Source organism: Risungbinella massiliensis (assembly GCF_000942395.1).
Lineage (GTDB): Bacteria > Bacillota > Bacilli > Thermoactinomycetales > Thermoactinomycetaceae > Risungbinella > Risungbinella massiliensis.
In genome coordinates, this window is the sequence record NZ_LN812102.1 from 683,172 (window position 1) to 703,482 (window position 20,311).

At 40.0% G+C, this 20,311-nt stretch carries 17 protein-coding genes and 2 pseudogenes; 6 read left to right on the top strand and 13 right to left on the bottom strand.

Annotated features, from left to right (window positions below; all coding sequences use genetic code 11):
• Positions 1–4: 4 nt before the first annotated feature.
• Positions 5–688 (bottom strand): hypothetical protein, encoded by a 684-nt coding sequence (locus VJ09_RS17440; protein ID WP_052807204.1) that lies wholly within the window; start codon positions 686–688, stop codon positions 5–7.
• 113 nt (positions 689–801) lie between these two features.
• On the opposite strand from VJ09_RS17440, the gene VJ09_RS03900 reads away from it, so the two are divergent.
• Positions 802–1,629 (top strand): GNAT family N-acetyltransferase, encoded by an 828-nt coding sequence (locus tag VJ09_RS03900; RefSeq protein ID WP_044640327.1) that lies wholly within the window; start codon positions 802–804, stop codon positions 1,627–1,629.
• A gap of 6 nt (positions 1,630–1,635) precedes the next feature.
• On the opposite strand, the pseudogene VJ09_RS03905 reads toward VJ09_RS03900, so the two are convergent.
• The 10 genes and pseudogenes from VJ09_RS03905 to VJ09_RS03950 form a co-directional block, all read right to left on the bottom strand.
• Positions 1,636–1,989 (bottom strand): annotated as a pseudogene (locus VJ09_RS03905) (helix-turn-helix domain-containing protein); the annotation flags it as partial.
• Positions 1,990–2,275: 286 nt separating this feature from the next.
• Positions 2,276–3,391: an alanine dehydrogenase gene (gene ald / locus VJ09_RS03910; protein ID WP_044640329.1), complete on the bottom strand. Its 1,116-nt coding sequence runs from the start codon at positions 3,389–3,391 to the stop codon at positions 2,276–2,278.
• Between the two features lie 111 nt (positions 3,392–3,502).
• Positions 3,503–3,982, bottom strand: a complete 480-nt coding sequence (fur, locus tag VJ09_RS03915; RefSeq protein WP_044640330.1) for a ferric iron uptake transcriptional regulator — start codon at positions 3,980–3,982, stop codon at positions 3,503–3,505.
• Positions 3,983–4,080: 98 nt separating this feature from the next.
• Positions 4,081–4,731 (bottom strand): stage II sporulation protein M, encoded by a 651-nt coding sequence (gene spoIIM, locus VJ09_RS03920; RefSeq protein ID WP_044640331.1) that lies wholly within the window; start codon positions 4,729–4,731, stop codon positions 4,081–4,083.
• Between the two features lie 137 nt (positions 4,732–4,868).
• Positions 4,869–5,357 (bottom strand): hypothetical protein, encoded by a 489-nt coding sequence (locus tag VJ09_RS03925; protein WP_044640332.1) that lies wholly within the window; start codon positions 5,355–5,357, stop codon positions 4,869–4,871.
• Positions 5,358–5,513: 156 nt separating this feature from the next.
• The gene (locus VJ09_RS03930) at positions 5,514–6,077 is read right to left on the bottom strand and encodes a hypothetical protein (protein WP_044640333.1); all 564 of its coding nucleotides are present in this window, start codon (positions 6,075–6,077) and stop codon (positions 5,514–5,516) included.
• A gap of 287 nt (positions 6,078–6,364) precedes the next feature.
• The gene (locus VJ09_RS17970; RefSeq protein WP_044640334.1) at positions 6,365–6,541 is read right to left on the bottom strand and encodes a type II toxin-antitoxin system antitoxin; all 177 of its coding nucleotides are present in this window, start codon (positions 6,539–6,541) and stop codon (positions 6,365–6,367) included.
• Positions 6,541–7,392 (bottom strand): SPFH domain-containing protein, encoded by an 852-nt coding sequence (locus VJ09_RS03940; protein WP_044640335.1) that lies wholly within the window; start codon positions 7,390–7,392, stop codon positions 6,541–6,543. The genes VJ09_RS17970 and VJ09_RS03940 overlap by 1 nt, the downstream gene beginning before the upstream one ends.
• Before the next feature lie 161 nt (positions 7,393–7,553).
• A complete protein-coding gene (locus VJ09_RS03945; protein WP_044640336.1) occupies positions 7,554–8,714 on the bottom strand; it encodes an endonuclease Q family protein in 1,161 nt (386 codons plus the stop codon).
• Between the two features lies 1 nt (position 8,715).
• Positions 8,716–9,267, bottom strand: coding sequence for an NUDIX hydrolase (locus VJ09_RS03950; protein ID WP_044640337.1), 552 nt, complete (start codon positions 9,265–9,267; stop codon positions 8,716–8,718).
• A 120-nt stretch (positions 9,268–9,387) separates the two neighbouring features.
• Between VJ09_RS03950 and mciZ the strand changes: the two genes are divergently transcribed.
• From mciZ to tnpB, 5 genes and pseudogenes are all read left to right on the top strand, one after another.
• Positions 9,388–9,555 (top strand): Z-ring formation inhibitor MciZ, encoded by a 168-nt coding sequence (mciZ, locus tag VJ09_RS17975; protein ID WP_082050394.1) that lies wholly within the window; start codon positions 9,388–9,390, stop codon positions 9,553–9,555.
• A gap of 274 nt (positions 9,556–9,829) precedes the next feature.
• Complete coding sequence (locus tag VJ09_RS03955; protein WP_044640338.1) at positions 9,830–10,684, top strand: EcsC family protein; 855 nt, start codon at positions 9,830–9,832, stop codon at positions 10,682–10,684.
• A 143-nt stretch (positions 10,685–10,827) separates the two neighbouring features.
• Positions 10,828–13,002: an AAA family ATPase gene (locus tag VJ09_RS03960; RefSeq protein ID WP_044640339.1), complete on the top strand. Its 2,175-nt coding sequence runs from the start codon at positions 10,828–10,830 to the stop codon at positions 13,000–13,002.
• Between the two features lie 502 nt (positions 13,003–13,504).
• A complete protein-coding gene (locus tag VJ09_RS17445; RefSeq protein ID WP_052807205.1) occupies positions 13,505–15,847 on the top strand; it encodes an AAA family ATPase in 2,343 nt (780 codons plus the stop codon).
• 212 nt (positions 15,848–16,059) lie between these two features.
• Positions 16,060–17,233 (top strand): annotated as a pseudogene (gene tnpB, locus VJ09_RS17450) (IS200/IS605 family element RNA-guided endonuclease TnpB).
• 279 nt (positions 17,234–17,512) lie between these two features.
• Here the strand turns inward: tnpB and VJ09_RS03980 are convergent.
• Together VJ09_RS03980 and VJ09_RS03985 are read right to left on the bottom strand one after the other, a co-directional pair.
• Entirely contained in the window at positions 17,513–18,634 is a 1,122-nt protein-coding gene (locus VJ09_RS03980; protein WP_044640341.1) for a M20/M25/M40 family metallo-hydrolase, read from the bottom strand.
• 128 nt (positions 18,635–18,762) lie between these two features.
• Positions 18,763–20,310 carry an acyl-CoA carboxylase subunit beta gene (locus VJ09_RS03985; RefSeq protein ID WP_044640342.1) on the bottom strand — a complete coding sequence of 516 codons (1,548 nt, stop codon included), beginning with the start codon at positions 20,308–20,310 and terminating at the stop codon, positions 18,763–18,765.
• Position 20,311 lies beyond the last annotated feature (1 nt).

Sequence of the window (20,311 nt, forward strand, 5' to 3'; positions counted from 1 at the left end):
CCTCCTATTGGGTGGCAATCTCATCTGTTACCGTCATTTTCGTCTCATGAATTCCCTCTTCGATCTCTTGTACATTGGAGTAGTTCACATCACCGTCTGGTATATAGAATACATACTGATCATCTACTTCTATATAAAAATATTGTAGATCACGCGTGGTTACATCTTCTACTTCTAGAACTTGACACTGCACAGAAAGTTTGGCCTTGTCCGACTCTTTTTGAAAGGCAAATTTACAACTATCTTGGAGTAAAATAGCACCTCTAGCATAGGAGACTTGGTATTTATGACCGCCTTGTGTAACAGTAAACAAAACTTGTTTATTTTGCCCGGTAGCTCTACCATCTTTAGGCTTGATGCTTTTGGACAGAGATAGCTTATTCTTTTTACTATATTGGTAATCTTGCTGCAATTGTTGATAAGTAAGATGAGCATTTTGGCTATTGTAAAAATAGTTATAAATAATAGACCGAGTGGAATTATTGCTTGTACTTGTACTGTTAGTGGGCTTTTTAGTACTTGGTTTGGTAGTGGAAGGTTTGGTACTACTCGATTTGGTACTACTCGATTTACCACCGCTTCCACTGCTACCACGAGCCTCTATTGCATTTTCCATGCCAACAGATATCAGGGGAAATACCATACAACCAACAACGAAAGCGATCAGGTATTGTGTTCTCCATTTCAAACTGGAACACTCCTTTGTTTACTTTATGATACTCATTTCTCTCTTGTAAGTTAGTAGACCTTCTGTCAAAATTGAATAAATTTCAAGACTATAAGGAGAAAGGAAGCCCTACTATGATTCGTTCCCTACAACCATCTGATCAAGAACAGACAATAAAATTCCTGCAACAAAGTAGTTCGATGAATCTATTTACCATTGGTGATATATATCAATATGGAATGCAAACGGACTTTCAACAACTATGGGGTGACTTTGATTCAGAGGGGACCTTACGAGGGATCCTACTACGATATCAAGATAGCTTTATTCCCACTGCATATGGCGACTTTGATATGGAAGGCTTTGCCGAAATTATTTTACAGCATACTGATCAACTTACAATGCTAAGCGGAAGTCAAACAGTGATTGATGCGTTTCGTTCTTATACACCCCTTCCATTGAATTGGGAAATGAAACGAGACTGCTACTTCGCAGAAATGACCCAGTTGCATGAGAAAACTAATTTTGATTTTGATGATGATCGTTTTTCTTTGCGTAAGATCAAAAGTACGGAAGTGCCAAAGTTAGTAGCATTATTGGATAAAATCAAGGAATTCCCCCCCCGATCAAACGACTTAAAATTCATCCAGAATACCATCGAAACAGGCGCAAGTCGTTGCTACGTAATAGAAGCAAACCAAAAATTTATCTCTAGCGCTCAAACTACAGCGGAAAATCCCCATTCAGCTATGGTGGTAGCCGTAGCTACTGATCCAGCTTATCGTGGAAAAGGGTTAGCGAGTCAGGTGGTATCCAAACTATGTGGCGAGTTGTTAGCGGAAGGCAAACAGCCCTGTCTCTTCTTTGACAATCCCGCAGCTGGTTCCATTTATCACCGTTTAGGCTTTCGAGATATTGGGAAGTGGACAATGGTACAAAAGAAACAGAACGAAGCAATCTAAATCTCTTATATGATAATGATTACTACGACTGGTATAAGACTGTACTGGATTTCGTTTGCTTTTCCATCGTGGTCGGTCATTTTGTTTTTGGAAAAAACGCCGAAAAGCATCGGTTAAGTTTTTTAACGAGTTTTGGAGAGAAGTGGAGTCTACTTCTCGTAACCATTCCCTTTCTTTTTTGAGCTGTGTTAACAAACGAGAACAAGTAGGATAGGTGAGTCCTTTCTTCGTTTCCCGATAGACTTCTTGCCATTTGGCTAAGAAATGATTAAAAATAAAGCGACTACAACCAATCGATTGATGAATGAATCGTGCCTGTTCCATAGTAGGATCGATCCGGAACTGAAATGCCTTATACATTTGGTTTCACCTCCCTCCGAATAGCTAAAAATATTTTAGAACTTTTTAAAATAATGTCAATGTCATTCGGGAGGATGGAGAAATTCACGAAGGAAAAAGTACAGAGATAGGTCGGACTCGTGAGAGGGTAGAAACCTCCCTTGTCCGACACAGATTCACCTCCCACTTTCGCTACGCTTAGAAGTGTGGGAGTGTTTTCCGCTATAATAGATAAAATTTCAGCAAAATAGGAAAGGCAATTAAGAAACAGAAGTCCTTAATTGCCTTTCTTTTTATCCAGATTTGCTTAGATTATCTGTTCCAACGGGTGGTACTTAAGCCCCAAACTTTCTGCTACTGCCTGATAGGTAACCTGTCCCCCTAGTACATTGACTCCTAACGATAATGCTCTATTCTCGCCAATTGCGTGGAACAATCCTTTGTTTGCTATCTGCATTACATATGGCACTGTAACATTAGTTAATGCAAGTGTAGAAGTACGTGGTACCGCACCTGGCATATTGGCAACAGAATAATGCACCACACCATGTTTGTTATACGTCGGATTACTGTGTGTAGTTACACGATCAATCGTTTCAATAGAACCACCTTGATCAATTGCCACGTCAACAATGACAGAACCTGGTTCCATCGCTTTTACCATATCTTCTGTAACTAGGCGTGGAGCTCGTCTACCAGGGATTAGTACCGCTCCGATCAATAAGTCTGCTGTCTTGACTGCTTGAGCAATATTGAAAGAATTAGACATAACCGTCTGAAGGCGACCATCAAACTGATCATCTAACTGTCGCAATCGTTCGGGATTAATATCAAGCAGTTTTACTCTCGCACCCATCCCAAGTGCTATTTTTGCTGCGTTGGTTCCGACGATTCCTCCACCGATAATTACTACTTCCGCTGGAAGGACACCCGGCACTCCAGCAAGTAATACACCTTTCCCCCCCTCTTGTTTCTCTAGATATTGTGCCCCAATCTGCACAGACATTCGACCAGCAACTTCACTCATCGGAGTGAGAAGAGGAAGAGAGCCATTCTCCAACTGGATTGTTTCATAAGCGATAGCAGTCACTTTTTTCTCCATCAATGCCTTGGTCAATTCGGGTTCTGGTGCTAGATGCAAATATGTAAAGAGGATCAAATCTTCTCGGAAATAGGCATATTCACTAGGTTGCGGCTCTTTCACCTTCAAGATCATCTCTGACTGAGCCCATACATCCTCTGCCTGGTCTAGTAATGAAGCTCCATAGTACATATATTCTTCATCTGTGAAACCGCTTCCAATCCCGGCCGATTTCTCAATCAAGATTTGGTGACCAGCCCTGACTAACATGTCTACTCCTGCTGGAGTGATCGCTACTCGATTCTCATGATTTTTAATTTCTTTTGGGATACCAATTTTCATTACGTTTCTCCCCTTTCGCCCCTATTTTACCAGTACCTTAGAAATTTTGAAAATTATTTTTGCAAACCAAAAAACGACCCAAAAACAGGTCGTTTTCTTACGTTTATATCCTTATGTTACTTTAGAGCCCACTAACTTCTTAGGGTCTGCTACTTGACCTTTGCATCGATGACAGATACCATGAAATGTCAACCGATGATCGACGATATAAAAATCGAAGTCTTTCTCCACTTGCTTTTCAATCGGTTCCAGTAAATCTTCCATAATCTCATCGACATTCCCGCAGTTTAGGCAAATAAGATGGTGATGGTGATGTTCTGCCCCTTCTGCTCGGAATTCATAGCGAGTTACTCCATCGCCAAAATTCAACTTGTGGATGATCTGGAGATCACTTAGGAGCTCAAGCGTACGATAAACAGTAGCGAGCCCAATCTCAGGAGCTTTCTCCTTCACCAACAGGTAAACATCCTCTGCGCTCAGGTGATCTTCTTCATTCTCCAACAAAACGCGAACGGTTGCTTCCCGTTGGGGGGTTAATTTGTAATTATGGGCGGACAATTGCTGTTTTATTTGGTTCACCCGTTTTTCCACATCCACACCCCCCTTTATCTCTTTTCCCATTATATTGAATAAAAGAGGGAGAAGTCAACTAATTGATAAAGATTATTACTTTGTATTGAGAATAAAAATCAATTAGACAAGGTAAACGTCGGGATATTTCCTTTCATTAACTCTGGTGTTAAATATGCTTCCCAAACAGAAGCTCCTAAAAACACCACCATCATGCAAGTCGCCAAAAGAGAGAAAGATACGAACTGTGGGTAAATCGTTCCGCGATGATGGAGAAGACGGTTTTGCACTAGGGTGATGGAGAAATGAATACCAGAGACCGCAATAATTAAAATCGCAGGTACGATTACAAGATTTTGAGGTACGATGGATAGACTAGCAAACCAAAGACCTTTGAGTGAGAGTTGATGAGCAAGAAAGCCAACAGTAAAGCCAATCACCAATCCTTTATAAAAGACAAATAACAACAAAATCGGGATTCCAATTACCGATAGACCTAATAACCACATAATTCCCAACGTTTTTAGATGTTCTCCAAAAGAGTGTTGAAATGCTACTGATGGTTCAGTAATAGAATTTTGTTCCAAACCTCGAAAAAAGTAACTTAAATAATATACCAAACCCTCTTGTTGTTTGGGATCTAATGTATTGACAATCAACGCTCCAAAAATCATTCCCATCAAAAACAATACCGTAACGAAGATATACCATGATTTCATATTTCGTACATGGCTCTGAATTGCTCGACTCCAGTAGGTCATTCTTCTCATATTCTCTCCTCCTTCTTCCCTACTATATGTAGATTTACGAGAGTATATGATAGATTCTAAGAACAAAAAAAGACTAAGTGAGAAACGTGTTTGTTCTCATTTAGCCTTGGAACTCTGGGGATTTAGGACTTTTCCAGTTAGTCTTTTTTATTTTTAGATGGAGAGCTTGTTGCCTTCGCTTTTTGGACTGTTTGACCTTTCTTTCCAGAGTTTTTCAAAGAAGATGATTCTGTTTTTTTCTCTGATTCTTTCTTTCCGGATTCATTGTTATTTGGACGATTTTCTTTTTTGTTTGGTTTTTCTTTACTTGGTTTGTTATCATTCTGCGGTTTTTGTTGGCTTTGAGATTTCTCTTTTCCTATCTCTTTTTGTGATGTAGGGGAAGAATCCTTTGATAGTTCTTTTTGGGTTGGAACTATCTCTTTCTTGGAAAAAGGAGACAATTTCGAGAGATCTTCTACTGGATTTTGGAAGATTGCTAGTTTGTTTAAATCCGTTCCAGTAGAATCTTCCCATTCTTGTACAACTGGTAAGGTCTGCATCTGTTGTGTTGTGACTAATCCGCATCCCGATAGGATAACGGTACCACTTAATAAGAGAGAGAATATAAGGAAGTTTGATTTCAATGAGTTGGACTCCTTTTTATATAAGAATCATCTTCTCTTCTATTATCTCGAAATCTAGCTATTATGTGCCACCTTTATGCCGAATTGCATGACCCTTTTGTGAAAAAATACACGACGGAGAAAATTTCCGTCGTGTATTTTTCATAAGGTACCACTTTAATCATTTCGCAACATGGTCTCCACTACCACTCCATTTACATAGCAAAAACCGGCAGCAATGGATCCAATTAGACCTGGGGCTCCAATGGTAGACGACCAATCTGTCCCATAATAAACCCACATTGCAAATCCTGTGGGAAACATGGTAGTTGTAAGCAGAACCAGACGGGAAAAGTACCCGACGGAAAAGATCTGTTTACGGTACAAGAGGCCGAGTAATGTATTAAGGAGGAAAATAAGGACCAAGAGCAAATACAACCACCATTGATTATACGCCTTACCTAATAGCATCAATCCAAAGAGGCAAGCTATGTAAATCTGTGCAATGATCGCAAGACGACTCGCTGGGCGTAAGTACAGTTTGTACAAAACAACCACAATATTATTAATCAAAACAAACATCGTTAGTCCAATTAGTACAACAGCCCAGAAAAGAGAAAATCGAAATACAGTCGTCAACGTCACACCTGCTAGAAATGGAAGAAGAAATATCACCCAAGAGTATAGAGTGTATTTCGTTCCAGTAATGGAGGTCTGTTGAGGTTGTGAGCGGTAATCCATCTCCTCACCTCTTAAAACAATAGTGTCTCTCTTAATAATTCACAGAATACTTACATTATATCATTGTTTGGATATATAATTTCAATAAGGAATAAAAATTTTGTACTTAATTTATAAAAAATAAAAATCTAATAAAAAATACAAGAATGAAAGAATTCTAACTCAGTTTGTCAAAAAAACGACTCTATTTTTGTGAAAAGGCACAATCAATTTCCTTTATAAGTAAAACCGCTCCCGAAATTTCCCAGGAAGCGGTGTTTAAGTTGTCTCTTTAATAGTGAATTCTTCTATTCTGGACTATTATCTCTATTTTTTTTTGGCATGCGCTTCTCTTTTTGCACTGCCTGCCGAAGAAGAAATTCGATCTGCGCATTCACACTGCGAAATTCATCTGCCGCCCATTTTTCAATCGCTTCATACAGATTGGGATCTAATCGCAGGAGAAAGCGTTTTTTGGAGCTCATTAATAGAGAGAGCCGGTATTGATTACAGGAGTTGTTTGACCTTCCGAGACGAGTGCAACCATCAAATTATTTGCCATAGCTGCTTTTCGTTCTTCATCTAAGTTTACTCCTTTGGCTGTTAGGCGTTCCAACGCCAATTCCACCATGCCGACTGCCCCTTCTACTATTTGTTGACGGGCGGCTACTACTGCTTGTGCTTGTTGACGTCGAAGCATTGCTTGAGCAATCTCCTGAGCATATGCTAAATGGCTAATTCGAGTTTCAATGATTTCCAAACCAGCGTCTTTTAGACGATCTTGCAGTTCTTCTTGTAATACTTGTGAAATCTCCTCTGGATGACTTTGTAGCGATGGAGCCCCTTCATGGTTTCCATAAGGATAACGGCTTGCCATCATACGCAATGCTGTCTCACTCTGTACACCAATAAAGGTCTCAAAATTTTCTACACTCAAGAGAGCTTTCGCAGAGTCGGTCACGCGCCAAACAACAACTGCACCGATCTCAATCGGATTCCCATCCGCATCATTCACTTTGATTCGGTTGGTGTCAAAGTTACGGACACGTAGAGACGCTTTTTTCTTTGAAGTAAAAGGATTCACCCAGTGAAAACCAGCCGTACGAACGACCCCTGTATACTTTCCGAAGAAAGTAAGGACACGCGCTTCATTAGGTTGATTTACGATATACCCCGCAAAGAAAATAAATCCTAAGAAAAAGAGTGGTGCACCTAATATCGGATTCGTTACGATACAAACTGTTGCGATAAGAAAGAGAAGGAGATGAAGAAGTAGCATAAAAAAACCATTTAGGCGAAATGCCTTTTTTTCTTCTACATTTTGAAATATTTCCATGAACATATCCCCTTTCAATTCGTTATCTTTATGATATCACATCGATATAATTATTCAACTAGTCAAATAAATGTTTGTTGTAAATGTTTTGTTAACTAAAAATAAGCACCGCTTAGGAGTATCTCTTAAGCGGTGCTACATATTCATTTTTTGATATCGGTCTAGTGGGCTTTTCCGTAGATGCCTCCCCCACCTTCCTGAATTGTCAGCTGACCACTCCTTGCCCGAATAATAGTCTGAGCAACCTTTGAATTACTTGCATCCGTCAGTTCCTGTTCTGTTGCCTGATGCAATAAATACATTTCTGTCCCTACTTTTTCTAGTAAGCGATCCAATGTTTTGGGTCCGATACCAGGTAACATAGCAAGCGGGACTTGGTGTATGTAGGGAGGGCGATGCACAGGCGATTTACTCATTTGATCGGCAATTTCATTGATCCGCTCTGAAACTCCCTTTACTCTTCGTTTACTTTTACATGTCTTGCACTGTACTGCTCCTTTTATCCAAGGCATTCCACAATTCAAGCAGACAGAGCCATAATATTTCCCTAGTTTAGGATGGAATCCGTAATTTGCTACTACTTTCCGTCCATTTTCCTGTCGAAGAACCGAAGTAAATTCTGAAAAGCTAGCTTCTGGTAACTCCAGAATCTGATATTCTCTAGCAATCTTGCCAATCGAATGAGCATCCGAGTTGGTCAAAAAGGTGTGATCCTGCAACTCAGATATTTGATCTGCCATCGCAGTATCGGAGCTTAGTCCTAGCTCTATTCCCATAATCCGATTTACTGGTAATACATCCGATAGGTGATCCGCTGCACTCCCAAACAGACTGCGAAAAGGGGTAAATACATGTGCTGGGATCAACAGACCTCCTAATTCTTCTACTTTGGACAAGAGTTGATCTGGCGTCTGATAGAGCCGCTGTGTGCTAAGATGGATATTCTTCATATAAAGACAAAGCCACTGTGTAAAGCTACGCATCTGCGTCAGGTCGGGCAGATAGACCAAAAAGTGAGCCAATCCCCTTTGGACCATTAGTTCTAGTTCTACTCCCAGTAAACAAGTGGTTTCTTGATACCGAATTCCTCCACCGCTCTGCTCCTGAAATATACCTTTTTGCAGACCTTCCGCAATCTCTTGCTGAACTTCTGGTACATGTGCATCAATCAATCCAATCATTCCCAAACCTTTTCGTACACAAGACTCATGTAAAACAGAAGAGAAGGTCATCTGCCGACTTGCCGTAATTTTAACGGGTTTACCAGATATCGTACTTCCAATGTGAATATGCAGATCAGCTGGTACTAGGATGTTCGTCATATCATTTAGATGCGCGAATTTGTTGCAGCTCCCAATGATAGATAGCTGCTACTGTCTTGGCATCACAGATGTCCCCCTTTTGGATTAACTCTTTACACTCTTCTAGGGTAAACGCAAAGAGCTCAACAAATTCATCCTCATCCAATTGGAGATTGCCCCCCATTGCAAGTTCTTCCGCTATGTATAGATGTAGATACTCATCCGCAAACCCTGGAGAAGTATAAAAGGAAACCAAATGAGTCCATTTGTTCGCTACATATCCTGTTTCTTCTTCTAATTCGCGTTTGGCAGTGAGTTCTGGTTCTTCCCCCTGATCCCGTTTTCCGGCTGGGATTTCATAGATGGTTTTTTCAAGTGCTTTGCGAAATTGACGAACCATCAATATCTTGTTCTCATCGGTAATTGCAATAACAGCAACGGCACCTGGATGTCTTACAATTTCCCGATAAGATGTATTGCCATTAGGTAGTTCTACCTCATCTAGCTGTAACGTAATAATCTTTCCTTTATAGATTGGTTCAGATTTCTTCGTTTTCTCAGTCAGATTACGCAAACAAATCGCTTCCTCTCTCACTCTTTTCTTCTATTCTACCACGATCGGGTATAGAGTCTGCTATCTTGGCGTACCTTGGAGGAAGAAACTCTATTACGGATAGATCTAGGAGGAAAACAGATGAGAATCGAGACTTCCGAGCACGGATTGCGCATGACAGGAAAGGCATGGGAAGTGAAGCAAAAATTAAAAGAGATCGGTTCGGAAGAAAAATTAGTTGATTGGCTTCACAAACGGCAAATTCCCCAAGTACGACTAGCTGTCTTAGACGGTGGAAAGAAAAAATGAAAAAAGTAATCTATTACAATTCATAAAAAAACGGGTTTATCAGGGCATGGTTAAGTCGGTGACGAGGATGTTCTAAGTCAGGATTCGCGGAGAGTATGTAAAAAATAACTCAGACTGTTCTAGGATACACGAGCAGTCTTTTTTGTGAACAAAATGAGAACTACCTAAACAATTTATCCCTTACTTTGTAAGCTGGGGGACTTCTTGTTTAAACTTTGTTAAATTAAAAGTAGAACATAATAGGGGGCGAACACCACTGACTCAACGTAAACCAATTGAGGATCTAAGTTATTATCAACAAGAATTACATAAGATCCATGAATGGGAAAAAGACCAAGCAGATATGTGGTTTTGGGAGAAACTAGGTCGTATTCCCTTTCAGCTATTAGATAAGATTACTCCCAAAATCGTTCATGAATATCTTGGAAAATTCCTAGACGAACTAGGGAGCTATATCCAGACAGGCGGACAATATCTCATCAAACATCAAGACGTATTGGATCGTCTGCAAGAGAAGTCAGATTATCCCGAGAAACTAACGATCGAAAAAGTACGAGACTTGCCTCTTGCAACGATGAACGAACTCTCAGAAGAATACAAGAAATCACGCAAACAAATCGCTACTCTACAAGGCGCTACCACTGGATTTGGTGGAATCTTTACATTAGCTGTCGATATCCCAGTATTACTAGGACTATCGTTGAAAGTTCTACAAGAAATGGCCATAACCTATGGATACGATCCTACAGATCAAGCAGAACGAATCTTTATCGTGAAATGCCTCCAATTTTCCTCTAGTGACTATAACGGAAAACAATCTATTCTAAAAGAACTGACCGGATCTACAGAAGAAGCATCCGAATCCATCTCTCGTCTGCAAGGCTGGCGAGAAGTAATCATGACCTATCGCGACAACTATGGGTGGAAAAAATTATTCCAGATCGTTCCGGTAATAGGTATCTTATTTGGAGCGATCATTAACCGCTTTACTGTAGATGAAGTAGCAGAAGCTGGACAAATGCTCTATCGTAAGCGGCGTGTGTTAAGTAAGATTCGAGCTTTGGAAGAAGTAAAAGCTCGCAGAGCTTTGTTGGAACAATTCAATGAGGATCAGCATCCACAGAAATAAAACCATTAAGAACAATCCTGAACTCACTTCAAAGAAAGGATTGTTCCTTTATCTAGCCTATTATCTAACTAGTGGAATAATAGAAAAAATTACATATTGCTTTATAGCGGAAGTCATTGAATGAAAGGAATTGGAAACAAGCCATGAATATCAGAATAGAACAACATCATATCTATGAATCTTTTCCTATAGTTAAGTGTGATGATTCCGTTTTATTTTATTGCTTCTACCGAGACTGGGCTGAAGAGTTGTTGAATCAAACAAGAGCAATTGTGGAGAAATATCATATCAAAACCGTTTTCGAGTTAGAAGAAAGTGCAGAGTATAAAAGTCTAAAAGAGAATTATCAATTAAAGAAAAAGGAGTATCACACTTTATTAAGTGGAAGCTCTACTTACGATAATAGCCCATTCGGTGACGATGTAGATGTACCCATTATTCAGTATAGTTCTAAAAATAAAAGTAATGGCAGAACGATCCGATCTGCCCTTTTGCTTGCTCCAGGATTATGTGTGATCAAACTTTTTACCAAAACAGGGGAACATAACAAGACGGAACCTATTTATTCCATAGACAGAATATCAAGAGCAACATGGTTACTTAGAGTTCCAAACTTAGAAATTGCAAAAATGGTATGCAATTACGTTTCTGACTTAACCGATTGGGGTGAAAACAAGGGTACACATCGTGAAATCCTAGCATTTTTAGATCAAATACTACAATCTATTATAGACGGGAAGCCCTTCCCACCTATAACGGAATCTCTCCGAAAAATCGGAGCCAAATCAGTCAGTTTTGATGATATCCATACCGAATTAAACAATTTAGTTGGGTTACATGATCTAAAAGATCAAGTGAATCGTTTTATCAAGAAACTAAAGGGTGAACAAAAATTACTGTCCATGGGACTTGTTCTTTCTCAAAAACCATCCATGCACATGGTATTTTCAGGAGATGAAGGGACAGGAAAAAGTGAAGTAACCAAAATCATGGCAAAGTTACTCTATCGTTCAGGTTATTTAAACAGTGAAAAAGTGGTCGAAGTTACTCGGAGTGATCTAATTGGCAATTCCCTAACTACCTCTATGGAAAAAACGAAAAAGAAAATAGAGGATTCACTGGGAGGTATCTTCTTTATTGAGAATGCGGACACATTGGGTAATCGAAATTCAAGCGAGACAGAGAAGGCGATTCTGGAATATTTATCAAGAAAAATGGATGAAGAAAAAGGGAATCTAGTAGTCATTTTGGAAGGAAATAAATCCAATATGGATCAACTATTAGCTGCACATGGAGGGTTAAAATCTCGCATCTCCTATTCATTTCACTTTAAAGATTTCACTCCAAGTGAACTCGCAGAAATAGGAATTCGCAAGTTAGAGAGCCAAGGTTACGATTCATCCCAAATCAAAGATACACTAGAAGAGAGTATCTCCCTCATTTCCAATAATGGAGTCGTAGAAGGCAATGCAAGATGGGTCGAGACGTTCACCGAGAAGATCATCGAGAACTTAATGATTCGCATCGCCGATCATGACCAAGAAGAACCACTAAATCAAATCAAACAGATTGATCTCAAACAAGCACTCGGATTAGTCTATGAAACGAGTGAACAATCGCGATTGGATACACTCCGAGATCAATCTCTAAAGGAACTTAATAGCATGGTAGGTCTAAATAAAGTAAAAAATAGTATGTCAGATTTGATGAAGTTTTTGAGTATTGAACACAAAAAGCGGGAAAAAGGATTTATCGTCGATCGGCCAAATATCCATATGATCTTTGATGGATCTCCAGGTACTGGAAAGACTACGGTAGCTAGAATTATCGCGAAAATTCTCAGGTCAATTGGGTGGTTATCCAACGGGCACTTAATCGAAGTGAGTCGAAGCGATCTTGTTGGTGAATACTTAGGTCAAACTGCTCCCAAAGTCCGTGATGCAGTGAATCGCGCAAGGGGAGGTATTTTATTTATTGATGAAGCATACTCCCTTGCCCAAGATAAATTTGGACAAGAAGCAGTCAATGAATTAATCAAAGAAATGGAAGATAAGCGGGATGAATTAGTTATTATTTTGGCCGGATACAAAGATCACATCGATAAACTAATGGACACAAACCCTGGTTTCCGATCCCGGATCCCCTATCGCTTTCATTTTCATGATTACTCTCACGAAGAGATTTTTACCATCCTAACTAATTCACTTAAGAAAAATCACCTCTTACTTAATGCAGAAAATGAGCAACTAATCTCACAACTCCTCCAAAAATGTTCCTCTTCTGGTGGGAAAATAGAGGGAAATGGGCGCTTCATTTGAAATTTAGTCGAGAATATTCGTATTCAACAAAATAAGCGAATCTTTGAAACAGGCTCAGAGGATTTTGTAACAATAGAAGCTATCGATATTCGGACAGCATTTGATTCGATGGTCTCGAAAGAGACCCAAAAGAAAGAGATCGGCTTCATCACTACCTAATACTTTTCATCAGTGATTTTACTTGACTTTATTACCCTCTCAACTTATATTTGTTCAACAAAAAACTCCTACTCACACTTAGTAATGTGAAGTAAGAGTTTTTTGTTGAGTTTAAGCGATTGATCATGCGCTAGAATCCTTGATTACGTAAACTGTGATGAAGTAGCCAATACTGGCCCAAATTGAATGAAAATATCGCATCCTTTAGACTATAATGATTACATACTTCGGAACAGTCCTGAACATGCTGCGAAAAGGGTTGTCTCTAACATATTTTTACCAAGATTATGATCATTGCTTCTAATATAGAAAGAAATTTGATAGGAGAGGAGATAGCATCGGAATGAATATCAGAATAGAAAAACACCATATATATAATTCTTTACCTACCGTTTATGGTGATGATAAATTACTATTCTATTGTCTTTATCAAGAATGGGCAGATGATTTGGTAAAAAAATTAAACGAAATGGTAGACAAATATCAAATTCAAACTCTCCAAGAGTTAGAGAATCATCAAGAGTACATAAGACTTCAAGAGAGTTACCAACAGAAGAAAGACGAGTATGGCTCCTTGTTAGATGAGGACGGATTTATTGATAGTAGCCCATTTGGCCCAGAGGTAGATGGTCCTTTTATTGAATTTTCTCCTCCATGGGGCGGTGGTGTGATGCCTTCCCTATTACTTACCCCAAAATTATGCGTATTTAAATCTCTAACTCCAGTAGGGAAACATAATAAACAAGAATCCATCTATGATATCCGTTTAATCAAACTAGGAAATAGATTACTTCATGTTCCAGACTTAGAGATCGCAAGAATGGTTTGTGATTATATCAATGATTTTGCGGATTGGGAAAGCACCATCACGCTCGCCAAATTCGAAACATGGGAGTTTTTGAAATCTATCAAAAACGCTATTTTAGAGGGATCACCATTTCCTCCGATTAGTCAATCTAAATCTGATACTAAAAAAACAGTCGATCTAGCAAAAATCAATTTTGATGATATTGATGCAGAGCTAAATCAATTAGTAGGATTATCGGAACTCAAAGATCAAGTCAATCGGTTCATTAAGAAAATAAAAGGCGAACAGAAATTACTATCACTTGGACTCATTCCCCCTTCAACCCCAACGATGCACATGGTATTTTCTGGTCCCGAAGGAACAGGAAAAACTGCAGTTGCCAATATCATAGCAAAACTACTCAGTCGGTCAGGTTATTTAAAACATGAAAAAGTGATAGAGGTAACCAGAGGTGATTTAGTCGGTTATCCCATATCTCACACTATGGAAAAAACCAAAGCCAAGATAGATGACGCATTAGGTGGTATCTTATTTATCAAAAATGCTTACACCTTGAGAAATAAAAATACCGAGGATGAAACAGAGCAAGAGATTCTAAATTATATAGTAAAGAGAATGGATGAAGAACAAGGTAACTTTATTGTTATTTTGGAAGGACAACAGGCTCAATTAGATGAGCTATTAGATGCCAACCCTGGGTTACAATCTCGAATTTCTCATTGGTTTCATTTCAGAGATTTTACCCCAAGCGAACTTGCAGAAATAGCGAAACGACGGCTCGAAGTCAAAGGTTATGAAACATCACTGATCCAAGACTCGTTGGAAAAAAGTATCTCCACCATGTCTCACGATGGAATTGTAAAAGGTAACGCAAGGTGGGTCGAAACATTTTCCGAGAAAATCATTGAGAACTTATTAGTTCGCATTGCTGATTCTGATCAAGAAGAGGCCCTAAATCAAATTAAAGAGATCGACCTCAAAGCAGCTTTAGGATTGGTCTACGAAACAAGTGAACAATCAAGACTAGATTCCCTTCAAGATCAGGCGCAAAACGAATTACTTAGTATGGTTGGTCTAACAGAGGTAAAGGATCGAGTTTTTGATTTAATGAAGTTCTTAAACATCGAAAATAAAAAGAGAGAAAAAGGATACTTTGTTGAAAGACCCAATATTCACATGGTCTTTTATGGTTCTCCAGGCACAGGAAAAACAACCATAGCTAGAATTATCGCCAAATTCCTAAGATCGATTGGCTGGTTATCTAATGGACACTTAATCGAAGTAAGTAGAAGCGATTTAGTAGCAAAATACTTAGGACAAACTGCCCCTAAAGTTCGAGACGCAGTAAATCGTGCCAAAGGTGGAGTTTTATTCATTGATGAAGCCTATTCGCTTGCTCAAGATGATTTTGGACAAGAAGCAATCAATGAACTAATTAAAGAAATGGAAAACAAGCGAGATGAAGTGGTCATTATTCTAGCGGGATATAAAGATTTAATGGATAAATTGCTGGACACAAACCCCGGTTTTCGTTCGAGAGTACCATACCGTTTCCATTTTCCGGATTACTCGATCGAGGAAATTGTAGAGATGACCATGAACTTGTTAAAAAAGAATCATCTCTTACTAAGTGGAGAAAAGGAGAAATTGATTTCTCAATACTTCCAAAAACGGGCATCCTCTAACCGAACAGTAGAGGGGAACGGCCGTTTTGTTAGAAACTTAGTCGAAAATATCCGCATTCAACAAAATAAACGAATATATGAAACCAATTCAAAGGATTATGAATCAGTAGAAGCAGTCGATATTGAGAAAGCATTTGAGTCAGTGGTTTATTCAGATACGGATAAGAGGAAAATTGGGTTTGGCAGCTCCTAATTTTTATCTATTATAGCGGAGAATACTCCCACTTCTAAGCATAGCGAAAGTGGGAGATGAGCGTCGGACGAGGGAGGGTTTCTACCCTCTCGCAAATCCGACCCATTTCGGTGCTTTTTCCTTCATGAATTTCTTGATCCTCCCGAATGACATTGACATTATTCTAAAAAGTTGTAAAATACTTTCAGCTATTCGGAGGGAGGTGAAACCAAATGTATAAGGCATTTCAGTTCCGGATCGATCCTACTATGGAACAGGCACGATTGATAAATCAATCGATCGGCTGTAGTCGCTTTGTTTTTAACTATTTCTTAACCAAATGGCAAGAAGCCTATCGGGAAACGAAGAAAGGACTCACCTATCCTACTTGTTCTCGTTTGTTAACACAACTCAAAAAAGAAAGGGAATGGTTACGAGAAGTAGATTCCACTTCTCTCCAAAACTCCTTAAAGAATTTAGCAGATCTTTTCGTCGTTTTTTCCAAAAACAAAATGACCTGCCACGATGGAAAAGCAAACGGAATCCAGTACAGTCTTATACCAGTCAATCCAATTATCCTAAGAAGAGCAATCCAAGTATTGAAGTGTCGGGGAACCAAGTCAAACTTCCAAAGCTAGGCTGGGTAACGTTTGCTAAGTCTCGAGAAGTAGAAGGGAAAATCCTTTCTGCTACCATTCGTAAAAACCCTACATATTTTGTTTCCGTTCTTTGTGAATTACACCAATACCCTTACCATCCAGTAGACCCTGACCAAGCGATTGGGATTGATTTGGGACTGAAAGATTTTGCAGTTTGTTCCAACGGAACAAAAGATCCAGCTCCTCGGTATTTTCGACAATATGAACAGAAGCTAGCGAAATCCCAAAGAACCATGTCAAGACGTACTAAAGGGGGTTCAACTGGAACAAAGCACGAATCCGAGTCGCCAAAATCCATGAGAAGATCGTGCATGCGAGACATGATTTTCTCCAACAACTTTCTACTAAGCTCATCCGTGAAAACCAAACGATTTGCTTGGAAGATCTGCAAGTTAAAAACATGGTGAAAAATCATTCTCTAACAAAGTCCATTACGGATGCTTCTTGGTCGGAGTTTGTCACCATGCTGACCTATAAGGCAAAGTGGTTCGGAAGAACCATCGTGAAAATAGGTAAAACGTTTCCATCTAGTCAGCTTTGTTCGGCTTGTGCCTATCAAAATAAAGAGGTGAAAAACCTAAATCTTCGAAGTTGGATATGCCCTGAGTGTCGGACAGAACATGATCGAGACCTTAATGCTGCTCAGAATATAAGAAGGGCTAAGAATTCTTGCCGTAGGAACTACGGTTTGAGCTTGGTGCATTTCCTATCGGTAGATAGGATTACCCAAGAATCCCCCACCTCTTAGCATTAGCGTAGTGGGGGAGCGTTCAAACTCTTTCACATTTGAGAAAATCTACCTGCCTATACTAGCGCCTTCTAAGCATGAAATGCACCAAATCCAAAGAAATATTATTGCTGTTCAAGTTGCCATATTTGTATTGCAAACTCTGAATTCCACTTGATGGACAAACTATCTGGTTTACTAGTTTTGGATCCAACTAAGTATTTGTTTCCCTAATGCTATATAAAGCTCTTACTAACACGTATTGTAACGTGAAGTAAGAGCTTTTGTTGTTATTAGACTCTATTTTTTCGTACATTCTTGAGCAAGTGCTACTACCAGCTCTGCGGCTTTGAGCAATTCTGGGATGGGCATCGCTTCATCAGTAGTATGGATATTTTCATAGCCAATTCCGAGATTTATCGTTGGGATGCCATAGCCATTGAATACGTTGGCATCGCTTCCGCCGCCACTCTCTCCAATGTTTGCTTCGCGTCCAACCCGTTTTACTGCGGCAAGCGCTTTTTGCACGACAATATCATTTTCATCATATTGGAAAGCGGGATAGAGAGTCTCTGTCTCGACTTCTGCTTGGGCACCATGTTTTTCAGCAGCAAGTTGAAATGCTGTGATCATCTTCTCTACTTGCTTTGCCAATTTATCCTCATTTCGACTACGTGCTTCCGCGATTACTTCTACATAATCTGGAACGATATTGGTTGCTTTTCCACCAGCAAAGCTTCCGATATTGGCAGTAGTCTCAAAATCAATCCGACCAAGAGGCATATTGGCAACTGCTTTACTTGCCACTTGAATGGCACTAATTCCTTTTTCTGGACTAACCCCTGCATGAGCAGATTTACCACGAATCACACTATGTAACTTTATTTGTGAAGGAGCTCCAACGATGATCTCCCCTACCGGTCCATCGGAATCAAGAGCAAAACCATACTCTGCTTTGATCAAAGAGCGGTCAATGTGACGAGAGCCAACCAGTCCAGATTCCTCCCCGATGGTGATCACAAATTGGAGCGTTCCATGTGGAATATTCTGCTCTTGTAGGAGCCTAATTCCTTCCAGTAGAGCAGCAAGTCCTGCTTTGTCATCACTGCCTAAGATGGTGGTGCCATCACTTACAATCCGCTCACCCTGAATGAAGGGTTTAATCCCTTTTCCAGGAGTTACGGTATCCATATGGCAAGTAAAATAGATGGTAGGAGCATTCGCAACATTCCCCTGAAGGGTTGCTACTAAGTTTCCTGCACCATATTTCGTGTATGGTTGGGAGCCGTCCTCGATTACCTCAAGGCCGAGCTGTTGAAATTTGTTTTTTAACACATCACAAATGGCACGTTCGTTTCCTGTTTCGCTGTCTACCTGTACAAGCTGCATAAATTCTTCTACAATTCGTTGTTCATTTACCATGGGACCATAGTCCCTCCTATCTGTCAGGATCAGGATATGCAGACTATTGTACCACCATGGTTTGGCGATTGCCATGTGAGGTTTGGCAAATATGCAAAATATGGGATAACATTCATTGTAGAAAAATATTACAACGGAATGTTTCCGTGCTTTTTTACTGGTCTCGTTTCTTGTTTACTATGCAACATTTCCAAAGCTTGGATTAACTTTATTTTGGTCTCTCGTGGGTCTATCACATCATCAACCATGCCATATTTCGCTGCAATGTATGGGTTGGCAAATTTTTCTCGGTATTCTTGAATTTTGGCGCGTCTCATCTCCTCTGGCTGATCACTGCCTTTGATATCGCGCGAAAAGATAATATTGGCAGCGCCCTCTGGCCCCATCACAGCCACTTCAGCAGAAGGCCAAGCAAAGACAAGATCTGCTCCGATCGCTTTGCTATTGAGTGCCACATAAGCTCCACCAAAAGCTTTGCGCAGGATCAACGTAATCTTGGGAACAGTCGCTTCTGAGTAAGCATATAAGATTTTGGCTCCATGACGAATAATCCCTTGATGTTCCTGCTGGACACCCGGGAAAAATCCCGTCACATCGACCATCGTCAAGAGCGGAATTTGAAAACAATCGCAGAACCGAACAAACCGACTAATCTTATCTCCTGCATCTAAGTCTAAACTCCCTGCCATTACCTTTGGTTGATTAGCGACAATCCCGACGGAATTTCCCCCGATCCGTGCGAATCCGACGACTACATTACGTGCAAATTGGTTTTGTACCTCTAGAAAATCTCCCTGATCTACTAACTGATGAATCACTTTACGTACATCATAGACCTTAGTACCTTCTACTGGCACGATCTCCGCAAGTTCCTCTATCCAACAATCTTCTTCCGTAAATGGGTATTTAGGTGGCACTTCCCCTGTATGGGACGGCAAGAAGGAGAGTAATCGGCGAATCCCAAGCAACACTTCTTCTTCTGTCGGAGCAGTAAAATGAGCATTGCCACTTAGACTTGCATGGACTTGAGCACCTCCTAGCTCTTCTGCCCCAATCTGTTCTTTGGTAACGGTTTCGATTACCTTCGGTCCCGTAATAAACATCTGACTTGTTTTCTCCACCATGAAAACAAAGTCTGTCAATGCAGGTGAATAAACTGCCCCTCCTGCACAAGGTCCCATGATAGCCGATATCTGTGGAACTACCCCTGAATAGATACTATTGCGATAAAATACATGACCATATCCATCTAATGAAAGTACACCTTCTTGGATTCGGGCACCTCCTGAATCATTTAGTCCAATGATCGGAGCACCATTCTTTGCAGCAAGATCCATCATACGAGCGATCTTTTGGGCATGCATCTCCCCTAGAGCGCCACCAAACACCGTAAAATCATGGGCGAATAGATAAATAATTCGGCCATCGATTTTACCATACCCTGTTACAACCCCCTCTCCTGGTGCCTCCATTTGATCCATCCCAAAATCCCCTACCCGATGCTCTAGAAAAGGATTTAGTTCCACAAAAGTATCCTCATCTAATAGGAGATCAATCCGTTCTCGTGCAGTCAACTTCCCTCGTTCATGCTGGGCTTTGCGCCTACGATCTCCTCCACCTAATTCAATCTTGCGCCTCTTTTCATACATTTCTCTTATTTTCTGATACATATCCATG